The 20883-nt window shown below is 66.1% G+C and carries 20 protein-coding genes and 1 pseudogene; 11 read left to right on the top strand and 10 right to left on the bottom strand.

Annotated features, from left to right (window positions below; all coding sequences use genetic code 11):
* Positions 1-101 precede the first annotated feature (101 nt).
* Entirely contained in the window at positions 102-1157 is a 1056-nt protein-coding gene (locus JQ632_RS05375; RefSeq protein WP_212401240.1) for a nitronate monooxygenase family protein, read from the bottom strand.
* A 111-nt stretch (positions 1158-1268) separates the two neighbouring features.
* Here JQ632_RS05375 and JQ632_RS05370 point away from each other — a divergent pair, with 111 nt between their 5' ends.
* Positions 1269-2159: a LysR family transcriptional regulator gene (locus JQ632_RS05370; RefSeq protein WP_212401239.1), complete on the top strand. Its 891-nt coding sequence runs from the start codon at positions 1269-1271 to the stop codon at positions 2157-2159.
* Here JQ632_RS05370 and JQ632_RS05365 read toward each other — a convergent pair.
* On the bottom strand, positions 2146-2361 hold the full coding sequence (locus JQ632_RS05365) for a hypothetical protein (RefSeq protein WP_212401238.1): 216 nt from the start codon (positions 2359-2361) through the stop codon (positions 2146-2148). The two genes, JQ632_RS05370 and JQ632_RS05365, sit on opposite strands and share 14 nt — an antisense overlap.
* 57 nt (positions 2362-2418) lie before the next feature.
* On the opposite strand from JQ632_RS05365, the gene ruvX reads away from it, so the two are divergent.
* Positions 2419-2901 (top strand): Holliday junction resolvase RuvX, encoded by a 483-nt coding sequence (gene ruvX, locus JQ632_RS05360; protein WP_212401237.1) that lies wholly within the window; start codon positions 2419-2421, stop codon positions 2899-2901.
* Positions 2902-2904: 3 nt separating this feature from the next.
* Positions 2905-3828, top strand: coding sequence for an AEC family transporter (locus tag JQ632_RS05355; RefSeq protein WP_212401236.1), 924 nt, complete (start codon positions 2905-2907; stop codon positions 3826-3828).
* A gap of 8 nt (positions 3829-3836) precedes the next feature.
* Here the strand turns inward: JQ632_RS05355 and JQ632_RS05350 are convergent, their stop codons facing one another.
* From JQ632_RS05350 to JQ632_RS05340, 3 genes are all read right to left on the bottom strand, one after another.
* Complete coding sequence (locus tag JQ632_RS05350; protein WP_212401235.1) at positions 3837-4607, bottom strand: CPBP family intramembrane glutamic endopeptidase; 771 nt, start codon at positions 4605-4607, stop codon at positions 3837-3839.
* Positions 4608-4749: 142 nt separating this feature from the next.
* Positions 4750-6393, bottom strand: coding sequence for an acyl-CoA dehydrogenase family protein (locus JQ632_RS05345; protein WP_212401234.1), 1644 nt, complete (start codon positions 6391-6393; stop codon positions 4750-4752).
* Between the two features lie 22 nt (positions 6394-6415).
* The gene (locus tag JQ632_RS05340; protein WP_249151396.1) at positions 6416-7165 is read right to left on the bottom strand and encodes a M15 family metallopeptidase; all 750 of its coding nucleotides are present in this window, start codon (positions 7163-7165) and stop codon (positions 6416-6418) included.
* Between the two features lie 223 nt (positions 7166-7388).
* On the opposite strand from JQ632_RS05340, the gene JQ632_RS05335 reads away from it, so the two are divergent.
* The 4 genes from JQ632_RS05335 to JQ632_RS05320 all read left to right on the top strand — a co-directional run bounded on the left by JQ632_RS05335 (position 7389) and on the right by JQ632_RS05320 (position 11700).
* The gene (locus JQ632_RS05335) at positions 7389-8342 is read left to right on the top strand and encodes an aspartate carbamoyltransferase catalytic subunit (protein WP_212401232.1); all 954 of its coding nucleotides are present in this window, start codon (positions 7389-7391) and stop codon (positions 8340-8342) included.
* Positions 8343-8347: 5 nt separating this feature from the next.
* Positions 8348-9649 (top strand): dihydroorotase, encoded by a 1302-nt coding sequence (locus JQ632_RS05330; RefSeq protein WP_212401231.1) that lies wholly within the window; start codon positions 8348-8350, stop codon positions 9647-9649.
* A gap of 95 nt (positions 9650-9744) precedes the next feature.
* Positions 9745-10341, top strand: a complete 597-nt coding sequence (plsY, locus tag JQ632_RS05325) for a glycerol-3-phosphate 1-O-acyltransferase PlsY (RefSeq protein ID WP_212401230.1) — start codon at positions 9745-9747, stop codon at positions 10339-10341.
* A gap of 138 nt (positions 10342-10479) precedes the next feature.
* Positions 10480-11700 (top strand): patatin-like phospholipase family protein, encoded by a 1221-nt coding sequence (locus tag JQ632_RS05320; RefSeq protein WP_212401229.1) that lies wholly within the window; start codon positions 10480-10482, stop codon positions 11698-11700.
* Here JQ632_RS05320 and JQ632_RS05315 read toward each other — a convergent pair.
* Entirely contained in the window at positions 11697-12941 is a 1245-nt protein-coding gene (locus JQ632_RS05315) for an amidase (protein WP_212401228.1), read from the bottom strand. The genes JQ632_RS05320 and JQ632_RS05315 overlap by 4 nt on opposite strands.
* 91 nt (positions 12942-13032) lie before the next feature.
* Between JQ632_RS05315 and dprA the strand changes: the two genes are divergently transcribed.
* Positions 13033-14175 carry a DNA-processing protein DprA gene (gene dprA, locus JQ632_RS05310; protein WP_212401227.1) on the top strand — a complete coding sequence of 381 codons (1143 nt, stop codon included), beginning with the start codon at positions 13033-13035 and terminating at the stop codon, positions 14173-14175.
* 112 nt (positions 14176-14287) lie between these two features.
* Here the strand turns inward: dprA and JQ632_RS05305 are convergent, their stop codons facing one another.
* On the bottom strand, positions 14288-14701 hold the full coding sequence (locus JQ632_RS05305; protein WP_212401226.1) for a helix-turn-helix domain-containing protein: 414 nt from the start codon (positions 14699-14701) through the stop codon (positions 14288-14290).
* Positions 14702-14784: 83 nt separating this feature from the next.
* Between JQ632_RS05305 and JQ632_RS05300 the strand changes: the two are divergent.
* Positions 14785-15392, top strand: a pseudogene (locus JQ632_RS05300) (FMN-dependent NADH-azoreductase).
* A gap of 117 nt (positions 15393-15509) precedes the next feature.
* On the opposite strand, the gene JQ632_RS05295 reads toward JQ632_RS05300, so the two are convergent.
* Both JQ632_RS05295 and JQ632_RS05290 read right to left on the bottom strand, forming a co-directional pair.
* Complete coding sequence (locus JQ632_RS05295) at positions 15510-15692, bottom strand: hypothetical protein (RefSeq protein ID WP_212401225.1); 183 nt, start codon at positions 15690-15692, stop codon at positions 15510-15512.
* Positions 15693-15967: 275 nt separating this feature from the next.
* A complete protein-coding gene (locus tag JQ632_RS05290; RefSeq protein ID WP_212401224.1) occupies positions 15968-16741 on the bottom strand; it encodes an SDR family NAD(P)-dependent oxidoreductase in 774 nt (257 codons plus the stop codon).
* Positions 16742-16845: 104 nt separating this feature from the next.
* On the opposite strand from JQ632_RS05290, the gene JQ632_RS05285 reads away from it, so the two are divergent.
* On the top strand, positions 16846-17319 hold the full coding sequence (locus JQ632_RS05285) for a helix-turn-helix domain-containing protein (protein WP_212401223.1): 474 nt from the start codon (positions 16846-16848) through the stop codon (positions 17317-17319).
* Between the two features lie 151 nt (positions 17320-17470).
* On the opposite strand, the gene JQ632_RS05280 is transcribed toward JQ632_RS05285, so the two are convergent.
* Positions 17471-17707, bottom strand: a complete 237-nt coding sequence (locus JQ632_RS05280) for a hypothetical protein (protein ID WP_212401222.1) — start codon at positions 17705-17707, stop codon at positions 17471-17473.
* 229 nt (positions 17708-17936) lie between these two features.
* On the opposite strand from JQ632_RS05280, the gene topA reads away from it, so the two are divergent.
* The gene (topA, locus tag JQ632_RS05275) at positions 17937-20681 is read left to right on the top strand and encodes a type I DNA topoisomerase (RefSeq protein ID WP_212401221.1); all 2745 of its coding nucleotides are present in this window, start codon (positions 17937-17939) and stop codon (positions 20679-20681) included.
* The last annotated feature ends 202 nt before the right edge of the window (positions 20682-20883 follow it).

Here is a 20883-nt window from a genome sequence, read left to right as displayed (position 1 = left end):
CTCGCCCTTCTCAACCGCCACCATAAAGCGCATCCGCTCGTCCACGGCACAGGTCTCCTTCCAACCCATCGGCAAAGCCCTCCTTGCCGACAGTTGACCTGTTACCCATGTCGCCGGTCTATTCTGTTACCCATGTAGCCGGTTAGGACCACGCCACCTTCTCCCATAAGGGGAGAAGGAAGAACACCTCCCGCCGAATTGTGCCGGCCGGCCAGAAGCTGTTCCGCTTCGGTTGCGATCCGCGCGACAATGTCGGCTGCCGGCGGAATATCATGGATCAAGCCGACGGACTCGCCGGCAATGACGGCGGCGACATCGAAATTGCCGGCCGCCTTGGCCGCCGCATAATCAATCGCGACCGTGGCGACATTCTGCATCAGCTCGACTTCGCGGCCGATCCAGCGGCGCGCGTGGTCGTTGATCAGGCAACGTCCCGTAAACGGCGCCGGCCAGACATTGTTGCGGGAGAGATCGAAGAGGATGCCGCGCACGGTTTCGCCACTCGCAGCACGACAGATGCGCCGCTTGGCCTCATCAGCGCCATCGGCCTCCTCGCTCGCATAGAAGCGCGTGCCGAGCAGCACGCCGCTTGCGCCCAGCATCAGCATCGCAGCGAGCCCGCGCCCATCGGCGATGCCGCCGGCCGCCACGACCGGCACGCGGCCGGCCGCAAGATCCACAATCGCCGGCACGAGATCGACAGTGGTGCGCGCGGCACCATGGCCGCCCGCTTCCGTCCCCTGCGCGATGAGAATGTCTGCGCCAGCGTCGAGCGCCTGCCGCGCCATGGTCTCATCCTGCACCTGACAGATCAGGCGCGCGCCGGCGGATTTGATCTTTGCTGAAAACGGCGCGGGATCACCAAACGACAACATGATGGCGTTGGGGCGCGCCGCGAGCGCGATGTCGAGAAGCTCGGGATGCTTCGCAAGGCTCCAGGTGATGAGGCCGATGCCGAACGGCGCGCGCAGCTCTTTGAGCTTGGCTGTCTCCTGCTCGAGCCAAGCCCGCTCGCCGTAGCCGCCACCGAGAATCCCAAAGCCGCCGGCACGGCTGACCGCCGTCACCAGCCTGCTGCCCGCGACGACATCCATCGGCGCGAGCAGGATCGGATGCTCGATCCCAAGAAGCCTGGTCAGCGGTGTAGCGATTGGCACGGCGTCCTCCGGTCTGGACAGGCAGACTAGGCGGGACTAGCATTCTCGAAAATTGAATTCTAGCGAACGCTGCCATCTCGAAAACAAAACGAAGCCCAAGAACCTCAAGTCATGGAACTCAGCGATATCAAGACCTTTGCCGCGGTCGCCCGCACCGGCGGCATCACCCGCGCCGCCGAGGACCTCAACACCGTGCAGTCGAATGTCACCCAGCGGATCAAGGCGCTGGAAGCGGAGATCGGCACGCCGCTGTTCGAGCGGCACAGCCGCGGCATGACGTTGACCGGCGCCGGCAAGCGATTGCTGCCCTACGCGCAGCGGATGGCGGCGCTGTCGCGCGAAGCCGTGCTCGCCGCGCGCGACGACGGCGAGCCCAAGGGCCCGCTCGCGATCGGCTCGATGGAGACCACTGCGGCCGTGCGGCTGCCGCCCCTGCTCGCCGACTTCCACCGCCGCTTCCCCGCGGTGCGCTTGACGCTGCGTACGGCGACTACGGCCGATCTCGTCGCCGCCGTGCTCGACGGCTCGCTCGATGGCGCATTCGTCGCCGGTCCCATCGATCATGCCGACCTCACCGCAACACGCGCCTTTCGCGAAGAACTGGTGCTGGTCAGCGCGCGGCGCTGGGCAACACTGGCCGAGTTGCGTGCGGGCACACCGGAGTCGGGCCCCACCGCGCTCGTCTTCCGCACCGGGTGCACCTACCGCCAGCGGCTCGAGCAGGTCATGACCGAGTTCGGCTGGCCCTCGGGGGCGCGGTTCGAGCTCGGCACGCTCGACGGCATGATCGGCTGCGTCGCCGCCGACATGGGCGTGACGCTGCTGCCGCGCGCGGTGGCGGCGCGCAGCGAGATGAACGGCAGCGTGTCGATCCACACGCTGAGCCCGACCTATGCCCGCGTCGAGACGCTGTTCATCCAGCGCCGCACCGGCCATCAGTACAGCGCGTTGCAGGGTTTTGTGGCGTGCCTGAAGACAGACGACGACGTCATCGCGGCCTGAGATTCCACCGCCTCAGCGCCACCACGGCCCAGATCGCCTCCACCACGCCGAACGGCCAGGCGCCCTGTAAAAAGCCGTAGGCCGAGCCGAGCGCACAGGCGACGGCGAACAGCAGCACGAACCAGTGGCTGCGATCCTCAAGCGCATAGCAGACCAGCATCGCGGTCACGGCAAACAGGCCGAACAGCGTCAGCGAATCCATCACCCCTCGCCCACTCCGCTTTGCCTCCGCCGCGCATCGCATGCTATGCGCATGACCATGCCGGCTCCTATCCTACCCCTGGTCGATGCTGCAACCCACTGGCCCGAACGCGGGGCGTTGATCGGGCTCGATCTCGGCACAAAAACCATCGGTGTCGCGGCGTCCGATCCGGACCGGCGGCTGGCGACAGGCGTCGAGACAATCCAGCGCAAGGCATTCAAGCAGGACGCAGCCAGGCTTCTCGCAATCGCGACCGAGCGCAAGGCGGTCGGCTTCGTGCTCGGCCTTCCCATCAATATGGACGGCAGCGAAGGCCCGCGCGCGCAATCGACCCGCGCCTTTGCCCGCAACCTCGCCGGCCTCACCGCACTTCCGATCGGGCTGTGGGACGAGCGGCTCTCGACCGCGGCCGTCGAGCGGGAGCTGATCGGCATGGATGTCAGCCGCGCCAAGCGCGCCGAGGTGATCGACGAGCACGCCGCGATCTTCATCCTGCAGGGCGCGCTCGACCGGCTCGCCAATTTGCGCAGGACGGACTGACCCGTGGCCGTCGTGATTGCGGCGCTTCTGCCGGTCTTCATCTTGATCGTGCTCGGCGTCGTCCTCAAGCGCACCCTGATGCGGCTCGACACGCAGTGGCACGGCCTGGAGCGCCTGACCTACTACGTGCTGTTTCCGATGCTGCTGATCCAGACGCTGGTGAAGGCCGACCTGGGCACGGTGCCGATCGCCGGCGTCGGCTGCGCGCTGCTCCTGTCAGCGCTGGTGATGTCGCTGCTGTGCCTGGCGCTCCGCCCTGCTCTGGCGCGGCTCGGCATCGACGGCCCCGCCTTCACCTCGATCTTCCAGGGCGCGACGCGTTGGCAGACCTATGTGGCGCTCTCGGTATCAGCCAACCTGTTCGGCGACGTCGGCCTGGCGGTGGCGTCGGTGGCGATGGTCGCGATCATCCCGCTGGTCAACGTGTTCAGTGTCGCCGTGCTCGCGCACTATGCCTCGCCGGAGAAGCAGTCGGCGCGCGCGATCGTCATGACGGTGGCGAGCAATCCTTTGATCTGGGCCTGCGCCATCGGCCTCTTCGTCAATGTCGTGCACCTGCCGCTGCCAAAGATCTGGCATGACGTGGCGGATGCGCTGAGCCGCTCCTCGCTCGCCATCGGCCTGCTCGTGACCGGCGCCGGACTGCAGCTCAAGGGACTGCTGCGCCCGAGCCTCGGTGCCAGCCTCGGTGTCGCATTCAAGCTGGTGCTGATGCCCGCGCTCGCGCTGGTCCTGGCGCTGTGGTTCGGGCTGTCAGGCAAGAGCCTGACGATCGTCGCAATCTGCGCAGCCGTGCCGACCTCGCCCAGCGCCTATGTGCTGGCACGCCAGATGGGCGGCGATGCGCCCCTGCTCGCGCAGATCATCACGCTGCAGACGATGTTGGCGGCGATCACGATGCCGGTCGCGATCGCGCTGGTGGCCTAACGGCGCCGCTACTTCCCCAGCCACATCGTCAGCACCACCGCGGTCAGATTGTTCAGCGCGTGAAGCATGATCGTCAGCCACAGCGAATTGGCGCGGTAGCGCATGTAGCCGAACCACAGGCCGATCGAGAAGACTTCGGCGAGGAAGTAGAGGTCGTACTGGAGGTGCACGACGGTCCATACCAGCGACGACAGGATGATCGCGCCGGGGATGCGCAGGAAGCTTTCCGACCAGCCGCGATACAGGAAGCCGCGTGCGAGCACCTCTTCGGACATCGGTGCGGCCACGCTGAAGGCGAAGAGGAGAATGGCCGCAGCACCTTTGTCCCGGCCCGACTTCAAAAGATCGGTCATGACGCCCGGCGTCGCCTCACGGCCCATCGCGCGGGACATGGTTTCCCAGATCAGCACGACCAGCAGGAGACCGAGCGCGCCGAGCACAAACTGCTTCCAGGACGGCCAGCGCAGCGCGAGGTAGTCGACGAACGAGGCACCCTTCAGGCGAATGGCGAGCCATACGGCTGCGAGCGTGGTCGGCAGGCCCATGGTGACCGACAGCGCGAGCGCCGCGGGATCGCGGCCGACGTCCTGCATCGATGCCAGGTCGACGGGGCCGCCGCGAACCCATGCCAGATAGACGATGGCGCCGATCTGGCCGACGAACATCGCGCCGAAGATGACGAGGCCCCACAGCGCCGTGCCCCAGAACTTCCAGACGCGCGGCTTGGCTTCGGCGGGCGTGATCGTGAGCGGCGGATGGTCGGGATTGAGGGAGTCCATCAATTCTCTTTCGATTGGTCCGTCCCCACCGCCTCGTCATGGCCGGGCTTGACCCGGCCATCCACGTGCAGCAGCGCACGCGGAAAGGCGTGGATGCCCGGGTCAAGCCTGGGCATGACGGTGTGGAGCGATTGTGCCACGATCAAGGTAATGCCCGCTCCAGCAGCGCGCGCGTGTCGCTCGGCAGCAAATCCACAGCGCCGTACATGCTGGCGTGGTTCGTTGCGAGGCGCGTGGCGGCGAACAACTCGGCGTTGCGCGGCGACACGCCATTTAAGGCCGCTGCGGCCGACAGCAGCGCGAGTTTTTCCACCGCGAGCCGCGCGACGCGCTCGCCGTCCGGGCGCCGGAAGGCCTTGCCGATGAAGGTGATCGCTTCGCCGGCGCCGGGCAGGCTCTTGGTCTCAGTGGCAAGACCCTGCATCACGGCAGTCGCAGCTTCCGGCTCGCGCGCCAGTGCGCGCAGCACGTCCAGGCACATCACATTACCGGAGCCTTCCCAGATCGCGTTGACGGGCGACTCCCGATAGTGGCGCGCCAAAATGCCCTCCTCGACATAGCCATTGCCGCCGAGGCACTCCATGGCCTCGTAGAGGAATGGCGGCGCGCTCTTGCAGGTCCAGTATTTGATCGCGGGCGTCAGCAGCCGCATGTAGGCGGCCTCGGCCGGATCGTGCGGCGTGCGGTCGAAGCCGCGGCAGAGCCGCATCACCAGCGCGACACCAGCCTCGACATGCAGCGCCATGTCGGACAGCACGGCCTGCATCAGGGGCTGATCGGCGAGATGCTTTTGGAACACGCTGCGGTGACGCGCGTGATGCAGCGCATGCGCGAGCCCCGAGCGCATCAACCCGACAGAAGCGATCGCGCAATCCTGCCGCGTGAGCTGCACCATCTGGATGATGGTGCGGATGCCCTTGCCCTCCTCGCCGACACGTTCGGCATAGGCGCCGACGAACTCGACCTCGGAAGAGGCGTTGGAGCGGTTGCCGAGCTTGTCCTTCAACCGCTGGAACTGGATCGCGTTGACCGAACCGTCGGGCGCAAAGCGCGGCATAAAGAAACAGGTCAACCCATCGTCCGCCTGCGCAAGCACCAGGAAAGCGTCGCACATCGGCGCCGACATGAACCATTTGTGCCCGGTGATGCGATAAGCGTCACCATCGCGCACCGCGCGCGTCATGTTGGAGCGCACGTCGGTGCCGCCCTGCTTCTCGGTCATGCCCATGCCGAGCGTCATGCCGCGTTTCTCCCACCACGGCGCGAAGCTGGGGTCATAGCTCCTGGTCGACAGCACTGGCATCACCTTCGCCAGCAGATCAGGCTGCATGGCGAGCGCACCCACCGAGGCGCGCGTCATGGTGATCGGGCAGAGATGGCCGGTCTCGACCTGCGCGGCGATGTAGAACTTTGCCGCGCGTACGACCTCGGCGGCATCGCCCGCGGGCTTGCCGTCGGCGCTCCAGGTGGAGTTGTGCACGCCGGCGTGCGCGCTGTGCGCCATCAGCTCGTGATAAGAGGGGTGAAACTCGACCTGGTCGCGACGGTTGCCCCGGGAATCGAAGCTGCGCAGCTTTGGTGTGTTCTCGTTCGCCACGCGACCCCGCTCGGCCATCGCGGCCGAACCCCAGGTCTTGCCAAAATCGGACAGCTCTTTTTCTGCGGCAGCGCCGCCATTGGCCCTCACGGCCTCCACCAGCGGACGGTCGGCTGCGAAGAAATCGACGCCCTCGAACGGCGGCGACTGATTGAAGACCTCGTGGGTCGCAAAAATTGGCTGCGTCATGACATACCTCGGGCCGAAACTTTTAGTTCCGGCGCGGCTGGATCGGGAAATCATAGGCTGCCCCGCCCGCCCCAGGCAGAGAAAAATGCCACCACTCCTTTGAATAGTTCACAAAGCCTTGCCGGGCCATCGCAGCAACCAGCCGGTTACGCCAGGCGCGCTGCTCCGGCGTGATGCTGCGCGCGGCGGTGTGCCCCTTGAGATCCGTGCAGTCGTAGCCGGTGCCCATGTCGACGCTGCCTTCGGGCGCCCGCGCTTCGACGGGCGCCGTGCAATCCGCATAGGCCCTCGCGGGATCGATCTTGGCCGAATTGTCCGCCTTGAGGTCGACCAGCGTCAGGTCCAGCGCGGCACCGGTGGAGTGTTGCGAACGACTGGCAATGTAGCCGAGCCGAAACAGCTCGGTCTTGGGGATTTTCGGGTTGTAACGCCGTTCCGCCGCCGTCTCCCTGCCGTTCTGCGCCCACGCCACCATGTCGAGCGAGGCGCGCACCGGACGGTAGCAATCGAACACCTTGAGCGAGAGGCTTTGGCCGCTGAGCTCCTGCTGCACCGCCTTCAGCCGCAGGCCGACGTCCCGCTTCACCACACACTCGCCGGCGGTATAGCCGTTGAGCGGCTTGCCGACAAAATTGTTTGATGTGGCGTAGCGGATGTCCTGGATGATGGTCGGGTCGATGTCGCGCAGATAGACGAAGCCGCCGAGCAGCGATTGGGCGTGGGCTGTGCCTGCGAATGCTGCGACCCAAAGCGCGGTCAAACTTGTCTTCAACGGAAGCTCCCACCTCGTCATGGCCGGGCTTGTCCCGGCCATCCACGCCCATTTTGCGGCAAGAGAGTAAGATCGTGGATGCCCGGGACAAGCCCGGGCACGACGGAGAAAACTGCAACGGCCCAGATCGGGACAGCGACTGCTGGACAGATCAGGGGATAACTCACTTCCCGCCGATTGGCCCTTGCCGACCCCCCCATCCCCGCCTATAGCTCTGCTTTTAATGACCTCCGCATCGAAATCGACCTTCGTCCTCGGTCACCGGCATCTGCTGGGTATCGAGGGCCTTTCCGCTGCCGACATCACCGGGCTGCTCGACCTGTCCGAGGAGTATGTCGAGCTCAATCGCCAGGTGGACAAGAAGCGCACCGTCCTGCGTGGACGGACGCAGGTGAACCTGTTCTTCGAGGCCTCGACCCGCACCCAGTCCTCCTTCGAGCTCGCCGGCAAGCGCTTGGGTGCCGACGTCATGAACATGTCGGTGTCCTCCTCGTCCATGAAAAAGGGCGAGACGCTGATCGACACCGCGGTGACCCTGAACGCGATGCATCCGGACATTCTGGTGATGCGCCATCACGCGTCAGGCGCGGTGGAACTTCTGGCCCGCAAGGTTGACGGTTCCGTGATCAATGCCGGCGATGGCGCGCATGAGCACCCGACGCAGGCGCTGCTCGACGCGCTGACGATCCGCCGCAACAAGGGCCGGATCGAGGGTCTCGTGGTCGCGATCTGCGGTGACGTGCTGCATTCGCGCGTCGCCCGCTCCAACATTATCCTGCTCAACACGATGGGCGCCCGCGTCCGCGTCGTTGGCCCCACGACATTGCTGCCGCCCGGCATCGAGCGGATGGGCGTCGAGGTCGCGCGCGACATGCGCGAGGGGCTGGAAGGCGCGGATATCGTGATGATGCTGCGTCTGCAGCGTGAGCGCATGAACGGCTCCTTCGTGCCGTCGTTGAGCGAATACTTCCACTATTTCGGGCTGGACCAGAAAAAGCTCGCCTACGCAAAACCCGACGCACTGGTGATGCATCCGGGCCCGATGAACCGCGGCGTCGAAATCGACTCGGCGGTCGCCGACGGCGCCCAGTCGCTGATCCGCGAACAGGTGGAAATGGGAGTGGCGGTGCGCATGGCGGTGCTGGAAGCGCTCGCCCGCAACCTGCCCAACGCGTGATGCCGATGCTGACCGACCGCCGCCCGATCCTGCTCGCCAACGCCCGCGTCATCGATCCGTCGCGGGATTTCGACGCTGTGGGCGACGTGTTGATTGCCGACGGCACTATCCGCGAGACGCGCCGGGGCATCGGTGCGGCCGGTGTCCCCGAGGGCACCGACATCGTCAATTGCTCCGGCAAGATTGTGGCCCCCGGCCTGATCGACATGCGCGCCTTCGTCGGCGAGCCCGGCTTCAGCCATCGCGAGACCTTTGCGACTGCGAGCCAGGCCGCGGCCTCCGGCGGCATCACCACCATCATCTGCCAGCCCGACACCTCGCCCGTGATCGACAATTCGGCGACGGTGGATTTTGTGATGCGGCGCGCCCGCGACACCGCAATCGTCAACATCCAGCCGATGGCGGCCCTCACCAAGGGCATGCGCGGCGAGGAGATGACGGAGTTCGGCCTGCTCAAGGCCGCCGGCGCCGTGGCCTTCGGCGACGTCTGTCGCAGCGTCATGAATGCCCAGGTGATGCGTCGGGCTCTGACCTACGCGCGCGATTTCGACGCGCTGATCGTGCACGACACCGAAGACCCGAATCTCGTCGGCGAAGGCGTGATGAACGAGGGCGAGTTCGCCACGAGGCTCGGCCTGATGGGCATCCCGAACGCCGCCGAAGCCGTCGTGCTCGAGCGCGACATGCGGCTGGTGGCGCTGACCGGCGGCCGCTATCACGCCGCTTCGCTGTCCTGCATCGACTCGCTCGACGTGCTCAAGCGTGCGCGCGACGCGGGCCTTGCCGTGAGCGCGTCCGTCTCGATCAACCATCTGGCGCTGAACGAGAACGACATCGGGCCCTACCGGACCTTCCTGAAACTGTCGCCGCCGCTGCGGACCGAGGACGACCGCCGCGCGCTGGTTTCAGCCGTGGCCTCCGGGCTCGTCGACGTCATCATGTCCGACCACAATCCGCAGGACGTCGAGGTCAAGCGCCTGCCCTTCGCCGAAGCGGCAAGCGGCGCGGTGGGTCTCCAGACCATGCTGCCGGCGGGCCTGCGGCTGGTGCACAATGGCGAGCTGGAGCTGAAGACGCTGATCAAGGCGATGTCGACGCGACCGGCGGAACTGTTGGGTCTGCCCGGCGGCACCTTGCGCTCCGGCGCGCCGGCCGATGTCATCGTCATCGATGCCGACACGCCCTGGGTGCTCGATCCCATCGATCTCAAGACGCCCTGCAAGAACACGCCGTTCGACGAAGCCCGCTTCTCCGGCCGCGTGGTGAGGACTATTGTGGGGGGACGGACGGTCTATGAGCATGTCTGACATCGCGTTTTCAAGCGAAGTGGACACCGGTTCGCGTCAAGAAAACGCGTCGGAAAAAGACTATGCGCGGGAAATATGCCGGAGGAGCGCCGCCGATGGGACCTGAGGCATTTTTGCCGGTGGCGTTGGTCATCGGCTACCTCCTCGGCTCGATTCCGTTCGGGCTGATTCTGACCAAACTCGCAGGCACGCAGGATCTGCGCTCGATCGGCTCCGGCAATATCGGCGCCACCAATGTGCTGCGCACCGGACGCAAGGGTCTGGCGGCGGCGACGCTGCTGCTCGACGCGCTCAAAGGCACGGCCGCGGTCGTGATATCAGGTTATTTCGGGGGTCCCAACGCGGCGATGCTGGCCGGCCTCGGCGCCTTCCTCGGCCACAACTTCCCGGTCTGGCTCAGATTCAAGGGCGGCAAGGGCGTTGCGGTCTATATCGGCATCTTGCTCGGCCTGTTCTGGCCGGGTGCGCTGTTCTTCTGCCTGCTGTGGCTCGCCACCGCCTTCACCACGCGCTACTCCTCGCTCTCGGCGCTGGTCGCGGCCTTCATCACGCCGATCTTCCTGTGGTGGTTCGGCCACCTCGCGCTCGCCTCGCTGTTCGCGGTACTGACGCTCGTCCTGTTCTACACGCACCGCGAAAACATCAAGCGGCTGCAATCGGGCACCGAGAGCCGGATCGGACAAAAATCGTAGTCCGGAAAAAGTCCGGATACCGACGCGCCTTCAGCGCATTATGTCCCAATTCCTGTTCGCAACTCCTGGCCATAGTGGTCAACAGGTTCCAAGGCTGTCATCCTGACCGATGGGAATGGCGTTATCCGGCTTACGTCCATGAACGAGAAGAGCGACGTCACACACGATCTGGCTTCGCAGCGCGCCGCGAATGAAGCGGCGCCCGCCGGTACCGCTGCAAGCCGCCTGCTCTTCGCCACCAACATCTGGTCAGACACGTCCTCGCCGGCCGTTGTCGAGGAATCGCGCCCCGCTCCCCAGCCGACGGTCGTGAGCGAGACGCCTGCACCCGTCATGGCTCGGCCGGTCGAACGACCGGTGGCAGGCCCGGTCCCGGTCGAACGTCCTTCCACTTCCTGGCCGCCGAAGCGACTCTCGCTGGCGCTGCAGGGCGGCGGCACGTTTGCGGCCTTCACCTGGGGCGTGCTGGAGCGGCTCCTCGAGGAACCGGACGTCGAGCTCGACACCATCAGCGGCGCCAGCGCCGGCGCGATCAATGCGCTGCTGGTTGCCTCCGGTCTCGTCGACGGCGGCCGCGAAGGCGCGCGCAGCCGGCTCAACCGCTTCTGGGGGCGGCTGATGCACGAGGCCTCGTTCCGCTCGCTGATGCTGGTCGGCGGCTTCTCGCCGGCCGGAAGCTCGGTCGCATTCGGCGCGACGCTGCGCTCCGGACAGTTCGACCCGTTCGATCTCGATCCGCTGCGCCAGGCGCTGTCGCGCGACATCAATTTTTCGGCGCTGCGCGAAAAGGCCTGCCCAAAGCTCCTGATCGCGGCGACGCGGATTCGCGACGGCCGGCAGCAGGTTTTTGGCAATGACGCCATGACCGCCGACGTCGCGCTCGCCTCCACCTGCCCGCCGCTGGTGCATTGCGCGGTCGAGATCGAGGGCGAGGCCTATTGGGACGGCGGCTATGGCGGCAACCCGCCGCTGCTGCGGCTGGTGCAGGAGACGGCGGCGAGCGACGTACTGGTCGTCCAGGTCACCCCGTCGCGCGACGGCTATGTCCCGATCACCCTTGCGGCGATCGACCGCCGGCTCGACCAGATCGCGGCGAATGCGGCGCTCAATGCCGAGATCGCGGCGGTGGAATGGGCCCGCGCCAGTGCCGCACCGGCGCTGCGGCTGTTCAAGCTGGCGGCGGAAGACGAGATCGAGGGCCTGGCGCAGCGCTCATCGACCGATCTCGGCCGCGGCTTCATTCGCCTCCTGCACCGGAGCGGCCGTGACGCCGCCGATCGCTGGCTGCGGCAAGGCGCGAGCGCCGGAGCCTCGCACCGTGCCGACGAACCCGCCGCCCGGCCGTTCGAGCCGGCCTAGCTCGATTTCGCCAGAGCGTCCTCGAGAAAGCGCGCCGCCGCGAGCGCGCCCGCGTCGTTGCCGAAGCGCGCGATCACCTGCACGCCGACCGGCAGGCCACCGACCTTCAACACCGGTACATTGACGCAAGGGTTGCCCATCAGCGTCCACAGCCGGTTGTAGCGGGGGTCGCCGGTGGTGGCGAGTTCCTTGGCCGGCGCGGTACCGGGCGCGGAATAGGTCAAAAGCACGTCGACGCCCTCAAAGACCTCGCCGAGCTCTCGGCGGCCACGGCGGCCGATCCGGCGCGCTTCATCGTATTCCTTCGGCGTCAGCCCGACGGTGGCATCGAGGCTGGCGCGCAGCAACGGCGCGATCTCGTCGTGACGCTCCGAAAACTCCCAGGCGAGCGCGCGGTGCGCCTCAAAATCCTGGATCACCGGGTGAATGCGCCAAGCCTCTCGCACCATCTCCGGCAGGTCGACGGTCTGCACGCTGGCACCGGCGCGCTCGGCGGCCCTGATCGCGGCCTGTAACCCCTGCTCTGCCGCGGGCTCGACGGGTCCGGCAAAGTCCTGGCTGACGATGCCGATGCGCGGCGACGTCGCGGCGATAACATCGGAGAATTCGCGGCGGCCGGTCATCGCAAAGAGTCCGCGCGCGAGATCCTCCGTGCGGGCACCGAACAGGCCGACCGTGTCGAGCGCCCAGGAATAGCATTTGACGCCGACCGTCGGCAGCATGCGGAACGACGGCTTGATCGCGGCAACACCGCAATAGGCCGCGGGCCGGATCACCGAGCCGCCGGTCTGGGTGCCGAGCGCGAGCGGGATCATGCCGGCGCCGACCGCAGCAGCCGAGCCTGCCGACGAGCCGCCGGGGCTGTGCCCGACACTGTGCGGATTGCGCGTCGGCGTCGGATCGCGCGAGGCAAAGGCGGTTGTCGTGGTCTTGCCGATGATGGTGGCGCCGGCGCGCTTCAGCATCATCACGACAGGCGCATCGGCGCGCGGCTGCCACCCCTTGTAGATGGACGAGCCCATCTCGGTCGGGAAGTCAGCGGTATCGATGATGTCCTTGATGCCGACCGCGATACCGCGCAGCGGGCCCGACCCTTGCGCCTTTGCCGACTTGGCGTGGCAGGCGAAAGCGCGGACATCGTTCTCCCGCGCCTCGATCGCCTCCAGCGACTGCGCGATCGCGGCGTCCGGCGAAAGCTCGCCCCGTTCGATGCGGCGCTGGAGGTCGGAAAGTGAAATCATGGCGGCATTTCCCGGTGTCGGCTGCGCTTTTAGCATCGCAAGACGTCCACGCAAGCGCGCGCCCCTGTTGCCCACGCGCTGCGGTTGTTCCATGCTGGCCTCACAAGGAGACGCCGTGGACGCCCTCAATCCCAAGATCGAGCTGACCGAGGCCGACAGGATCGCCCGGATGCGGCTGATCCGCTCGGACAATGTGGGCCCGCGCACCTTCCGCTCGCTGGTCGATCACTTTGGCACCGCGCGCGCCGCGCTAGAGCGGCTGCCGGAGCTTGCCCGCCGCGGCGGCGCGGCACGATCGGGGCGCATCACCTCCGCGGACGAAGCGAAGGCGGAGCTCGCCGCCAGCCGAAGGCTCGGCGTCAACTGGCTCGCGCCCGGCGAGGACGGCTATCCCGCGCGGCTGGCAACGCTCGACGACGCGCCGCCGCTGCTGGCCGTGCGGGGCGACCATGCCACTGCGATGCGGCCGATGATCGCGATCGTCGGCTCGCGCAATGCATCGGGGGCCGGCTTGAAGTTCGCAGGCCAGCTTGCGCGCGAGCTTGGCGAGGCCGGCTTCGTGATCATCTCGGGCCTCGCGCGCGGCGTGGACCAGGCCGCGCATCGCACCAGCATCGCAAGCGGCACGGTCGCGGTGCTCGCCGGCGGTCACGACTGCATCTATCCGCCCGAGCACGAAGATCTGCTGGCGGCGATCCTGGCGCAGCAGGGCGCGGCGATCTCGGAAATGCCGCTCGGACACGAGCCGCGCGCCCGCGACTTCCCGCGCCGCAACCGGCTGATCTCGGGCGCCTCGCTCGGCGTCGTCGTGGTGGAAGCCGCCCATCGCTCGGGCTCGCTGATCACGGCGCGCATGGCCGCCGAACAGGGTCGCGAAGTCTTTGCGGTGCCGGGCTCACCGCTCGATCCGCGCGCGGCCGGCACCAACGACCTCATCAAGCAGGGCGCAACGCTGGTCACGGAAGCTGCCGACATCGTCAACGCCGTGCGGCCGATCATGGAACGTCCCGTCATGTTCCCGGCAGGCGAGGAGGACAGCGAGCCGCCCGAGGGCGATCCGCAATCGCACGACCGCGCCCAGATCACGGGCCTGCTCGGCCCGACGCCTGTTACCATCGACGACCTCGTGCGGATGTCAGGCGCGCCGCCCTCGATCGTGCGAACCGTGCTGCTGGAGCTCGAGCTTGCCGGCCGACTCGAACGCCACGGCGGCGGCCTGGTCGCGCTGCTTTAGACGGCGACCAAACAAAACATCGAAAACAACCCCATGCAAAGTAGAACGGCCCCGTGGGCCGATTTGCGCCAAAATCCGGAAGAGGTGAACCGCGCCTGAGGCTTAGCGGGGATCAGGCCGAATTGCGCGTGTCAAACCGCGTTCGCGCGGCCTCAATCTGTTGCAGATGGTTCGCCGCCCATTGGCCGAGCGCCTTCACCGGCTGCTGGAGACCGCGGCCGAGGTCGGTCAGCTCATAGTCCACGCGCGGCGGAATGGTCGGAAAGATCGTGCGCGTGACCAGCCCGTCGCGCTCGAGCCCGCGCAGCGTCAGGGTCAGCATCCGCTGCGAGATGCCGTTGATCATGCGCTTGAGCTCGTTGAAGCGTTTTGGCCCGTCGCCGAGCATCATGATCACGAACACGCTCCATTTGTCGCCGACCCGCGCCAGCACCGAGGCGACGCCGCGGCAGTCGACGTGCTGCGGATCGGGCAGCTCCGGCAAGACAGGCGAACGCGTGTGCGTCGGTTTCAAGGATGTGCCCATGGCTCAAAAAAGTGCGTTCTTGCGGGGATTTCGTCAGTCACTCATGTAGTGCCAGTTACAAATCTATACCATGGGTGACCCAAATGAAACTCCTCCACATCGACTCCAGCGTGCTCGGCGCCCACTCCGTCAGCCGGCAGGTTTCGGCCGCCATCGTCGCGCGGTTGCGCCAGGCGACGCCGTCGCTCGACGTCCACTACCGCGACCTGACGCAGACGCCGCTGGCGCATCTGTCGGGCTCACATCTTGCCGCCGCGCAGGGCGCACCAGCGCCCGCGGAACTCGCGCCCGACCTCGCCGCAAGCCAGGCCGCGCTTGCGGAGTTTCTGGCCGCCGACATCGTCGTGATCGGCGCGCCCATGTACAATTTTACCATCCCGAGCCAGTTGAAGGCCTGGATCGACCGCATCCTCGTGGCAGGCAAGACGTTCAAATATGATGCGAACGGACCGCAGGGCCTCGCCGGCACCAAGCGGGTGATCGTGGCGATCTCGCGCGGCGGCTATTACGGCGCTGATACGCCCGCCGCACTCGGCGAGCATCTCGAGACCTATCTGCGCTGGTGTTCGGCTTCATCGGCATCACGAACTCGGAGTTCATCTTCGCCGACGGCATCCAGGTCGGGCCGGAACATCGCGAGAAGGCGCTGGCAAGCGCGCTAAAGGCCGCAACCGGCCTGCGCGCCGCCTGAAACCCGTTCTTCGCAGCCGCCGCCAGACATTGGCGGCGGTACGCGAGGACTGCGCTAGATTGTTATTTTGACGCGTTTTCTTGACGCGAACCGGGATCTACTTCGCTCGAAAACGCTTTAGAACCACATCCCCTGCGTGCCCAGGATGACGGCGATCAGCGAGACGAAAAGGCCGATGCCGGAGAACAGTGCGACGGCGATGAGTTGATTGCTGTCCGACTGCTTCTCGGTGACTGCGGAACGCTCGGTGAAAATATGCGGTGCTGAAATCGATGAAAAAATGCGAGCTGCCTTTGGCATAGCGGGCTCCCTTGAATTGGGTCTCAAGACCCCCTGCCCATTAAAAAAGTCTATGCGGACGCCGCGAAGGTTCAACGCGTCACAAGAGCGCGATCCAAATACGTGTCTTGGACGAGGGAACCGGCCGGCACAAATCTTTTGATTGCACCGGCCGGGTTCAATTTTGACTTCATTTGATCAGAGCCCCGTTCCGATGGAATCGGAACGGGGCTCTGGATTCTTGTTTTGACGCGTTTTCTTGAGGCGAACCGGTATCCACTTCGCTTGAAAACGCTCTAACCGCGAAACACCGGCGCGCCGGCGGGCGAGCCGGTCGCCCCGCCGTCGACGAAGAGTTCGGCGCTCGTCACATGCGCGGAATCGTCGGAGGCGAAGAACAGCGCGGTCTTCGCGATGTGATCGACTTCACCGATCCGGCCAAGCGGCGTTGTGCCGGCAATGCGCTTCTCCAGCACGGCGAACGCCTGCTCCGTTGGCGCCGTCCTGTTCCAGATCGGGGTGCGGATCGCACCGGGCGCCACCACGTTGACGCGGATGCCGCGCGGCGACAGTTCGGAGGCCAGCACGCGCGCCATCGCGCGCACGCCGGCCTTGCTCGCGGCATAGGCGGCATAGCCGGGATTGCCGAGCACCGAGATTACCGAGCCATTGAGGATAATCGAGGCGCCGTCGTTGAGATGGGGAGAAGCCGCCTGCACGGTGAAGAACACCGCTGTGATGTTGGTGCGCAGCACCTGCTCGAAGGCCGCGAGCGTCGTGCCGCCGACCGGCGTATTGCCGGAGATGCCGGCGTTGGCGAACACGATGTCGAGCTTGCCGAATTTTTCGACCGCGCGCGCGACCGCCTGCTCCGTCGCCGCGACGTCGGTGCCGTCGGCCTCGACTGCGAGCGCATTCGGGCCGAGTTCCTTCACCGCTGCTTCGAGCGTCTCCTTGTTGCGCCCGGTGATCGTCACCTTGGCGCCCTCGGCGATGAAGAGCTTTGCGGTCGCAAGGCCGATGCCGCTGTTACCGCCCGTGATCAACGCCGTCTTGTTCGTCAGCCTCATGACCGCCCTCCAATGGTTGCATAATGAAACTGGATTGCCATTTAGGGCATCTGGTTTTATAATGCAACCACACAAGCGCGTGATCAGGAGCGATCGGACGAGCCATGGTGAAACGGACGAGCTTTGAAGGAGATTCCTGCCCGATCGCGCGGGCGCTGGAGGCGATCGGCGACTGGTGGTCGATCCTGATCATCCGCGAGGCGCTGTTCGGGCAGCGCCGCTTCGGCGAGTTCCAGACCAGGCTCGGCATGGCCAAGAACATCCTCGCAGTGCGCTTACGCGCCCTCGTCGACCACGGCATCCTCAGAAGCGCGCCGGCCTCCGACGGCAGCGCCTATCAGGAATATGTGCTGACGCTGAAGGGCCGCGGCGTCTTCCCAATCCTGGTCGCTCTCCGGCAATGGAGCGAGGAGTTCGACGAGCACCCCGAGGAGATCGCCACCATTCTGGTCGATCGCGAGAAGGGCCGGCCGGTGCGGAAGCTCGAGATGCGGGCCGAGGACGGCCGGCTGCTCACGCCTGCGGATACGATGCTGAAGCCGCGGCCGGCGGCCAAGAAGCGGCGAGCCTCTGCCTAGCCCTCTGCTCCATCACCGTCGTCCTGAGGTGCCGGAGCGTAGCGGAGGCCTCGAAGGGCGTCGGCCCGGCTGCATCCCGGCCGTTCATCCTTCGAGGCTCCCCATGCACCGCTTCGCGCCGCATGGCTCGCGCCTCAGGATGACGGATCACCTACGACAGCTTCCGCTTGCTCCGCAGCCTGATGTGCTCTTCGGCTTCGAGCTGCGTCATGCCCAATAAATAATGGAGCACGTCGAGCTTGTGGCGGCCGGCGAGCTCACGCAGGTTTTTGGCCTGTTCGGCGATGAAGGCGGCCGCCTCATCGGCGCCGCCTTCGCCCGGCTCGTCGCCGCGCGCGCCCTGCCCGGCCGTGGCCGCGCGCTTTCGTTTTCGCCCCGGTGTCGTCACCTGACCCCACCCGAATCCTCAGTCCCCGGGGGGACCTTACGCCTGTCCAAACCGCAACTCCAAGGTGGTGTTTTACAACTTTTCGGATATGGAAATGAGCCTGTCCGGCCCCCTTTCAACACCCTTCGATTTGACAGGGACGGCCTCACCACCCATGTTCGGGTCGAAACGGCCGACCCGAGTCCCTTCGAATTTGGCCTAAATTTTTCCCGTAAGCTACTGGAACTACATGAATATCGTCATTGTGGAGTCGCCGGCGAAAGCCAAGACGATCAACAAATATTTGGGCTCGTCCTACGAGGTTCTGGCCTCGTTCGGCCATGTCCGCGATCTCCCGGCGAAGAACGGATCGGTCGATCCGGACGAAAATTTCAAGATGATCTGGGAGGTCGACCCCAAGGCGGCCGGCCGGCTCAACGATATCGCCAAGTCGCTCAAGGGCGCCGACCGCCTGATCCTGGCCACCGACCCCGATCGCGAGGGCGAAGCTATCTCCTGGCACGTGCTGGAGGTGCTGAAGGAGAAGCGCGCGCTGAAGGACCAGAAGATCGAGCGCGTGGTGTTCAACGCCATCACCAAGCAGGCGGTCTCGGACGCCATGAAGAATCCGCGCCAGATCGACGGCGCGCTGGTCGACGCCTATATGGCGCGCCGCGCGCTGGACTATCTGGTCGGCTTCACCCTCTCCCCCGTGCTGTGGCGAAAACTGCCCGGCGCCCGCTCCGCCGGCCGCGTCCAGTCGGTCGCGCTGCGGCTGGTCTGCGACCGCGAGCTCGAGATCGAAAAATTCGTGCCGCGTGAATACTGGTCGCTGATCGCGACCCTGCTGACGCCGCGCGGCGACGCCTTCGAGGCGCGGCTGGTCGGCGCCGACGGCAAGAAGATCCAGCGACTGGACATCGGCACCGGCGCGGAGGCCGAAGATTTCAAGAAGGCGCTGGAACTGGCGACCTACGCGGTCACCTCCGTCGATGCAAAGCCCGCCCGGCGCAATCCGCAGGCACCGTTCACCACCTCGACGCTGCAACAGGAAGCCAGCCGCAAGTACGGCTTTGCGCCGGCACACACGATGCGGATCGCGCAGCGGCTCTATGAGGGCATCGACATCGGCGGCGAGACCACCGGACTCATTACTTATATGCGTACCGACGGCGTGCAGATCGATCCGTCCGCCATCACCCAGGCGCGCAAGGTGATCGGCGAGGACTATGGCAACGCCTACGTGCCCGACGCCCCGCGCCAGTACCAGGCCAAGGCCAAGAACGCCCAGGAAGCGCACGAAGCGATCCGCCCCACCGACCTGTCGCGGCGTCCCGCCAGCATGGCCCGCAAGCTCGATGCCGATCAGGCCAGACTCTACGAGCTGATCTGGAAGCGCACGATCGCGAGCCAGATGGAAGGCGCCGAGCTCGAACGCACCACTGTCGATATCACCGCGAAAGCCGGCGGGCGCACGCTGGAGCTGCGCGCGACCGGTCAGGTCGTCAAGTTCGACGGTTTCCTCGCGCTCTATCAGGAAGGCCGCGACGACGAGGAGGACGAGGACTCCCGCCGCCTGCCGGGCATGAGCCAGGGCGAGGCGTTGAAGCGCCAGGACCTCTCCGTTACCCAGCATTTCACCGAGCCGCCGCCGCGTTTCTCGGAGGCGTCGCTGGTCAAGCGGATGGAAGAGCTCGGCATCGGCCGCCCGTCGACTTATGCCTCGATCCTCCAGGTGCTGAAGGACCGCGGCTACGTCAAGCTCGAGAAGAAGCGTCTGCACGGCGAGGACAAGGGCCGCGTCGTGGTCGCGTTCCTCGAAAGCTTCTTCAGCCGCTACGTCGAATATGATTTCACGGCCGGTCTGGAGGAGCAGCTCGACCGCATCTCCAACAACGAGATCTCCTGGCAGGAGGTGCTGAAGGATTTTTGGAGCGGCTTCATCGGCGCCGTCGACGACATCAAGGATCTGCGCGTCGCGCAGGTGCTCGACGTGCTCGACGAGATGCTGGGGCCGCACATCTATCCACCGCGCCCCGACGGCGGCGACGTCAGGCAGTGCCCGACCTGCGGCACCGGCAGACTGAACTTGAAAGCCGGCAAGTTCGGCGCCTTCGTCGGCTGTTCGAACTATCCGGAATGCCGCTACACCCGCCAGCTCGCCGCCGACAGCGAAGCCAGCGCCGACCGTTCGCTCGGCCAGGACCCGGACACCGGGTTCGACGTCTGGGTCAAGGCCGGCCGTTTCGGGCCTTATATCCAGCTCGGCGAGCAGAAGGACTACGAGGAAGGCGAGAAGCCGAAGCGCGCAGGCATTCCGAAGGGCACCTCGCCCGGCGATATCGAGCTCGAGCTTGCGCTCAAACTGTTGTCGCTGCCACGCGAGATCGGCAAGCATCCCGAAACCGGCCAGCCGATCACGGCGGGCCTCGGCCGCTTCGGGCCGTTCGTCAAGCATGAGAAGACCTATGCCAGCCTGGAGGCCGGCGACGAGGTCTTCGACATCGGCCTCAATCGCGCGGTCACGCTGATCGCCGAGAAGGTCGCCAAGGGCCCGAGCCGCCGCTTCGGCGCCGATCCCGGCAAGGCCATCGGCGATCACCCGACGCTGGGTACCGTCACCGTGAAGAGCGGCCGCTACGGCCCCTATGTCGCGGCAGGCGGCGTCAACGCCACGATCCCGGCCGAGTTCGAGAAGGATGCGATCACGCTTGCGCAGGCGATTGCGCTGATCGACGAACGCGCCGCCAAGGGCGGCGGCAAGGCCAAGGCGAAGAAGGCGACCAAGGCAAAGACGACCAAGGCGGCGAAAGCTGCCGACGGCGACGATGCCGCGCCAAAGCCCAAGAAACCGGCCGCGAAAAAAGCCGCGGCCAAATCTGAATCAACCAGCAAGGCGCGCGCAGGCGTGGCGTCGACGGCAAAGACGTCGGCGACCAAGGCTTCAAGCGCCGCCAAGGCGCCGGCCAAGAAGAGTGCCGGCAAGAATTCGTAATGAGATCGAGTTTGCTTACGAGCCGCAATGAAGCTGCGCTCCCTCCCCCGCTTGCGGGGGAGGGTTGGGGAGAGGGTGTCTCCGCAATCGAGAACCCCCAAGAGGGGCGAACCCTCACCCGCGCCTTCGGCGCGACCTCTCCCGCAAGCGGGAGAGGTTGCAGCGTGTCTGCGGCCAAGAGCGCCAAGACTCACCAAGCTAT

It is taken from the genome of Bradyrhizobium liaoningense, assembly GCF_018130955.1.
Classification (GTDB): Bacteria; Pseudomonadota; Alphaproteobacteria; order Rhizobiales; family Xanthobacteraceae; genus Bradyrhizobium; species Bradyrhizobium liaoningense_C.
Note: the sequence above shows the minus strand (reverse complement) of the source record. Positions and strands in the feature narration are given on the sequence as shown.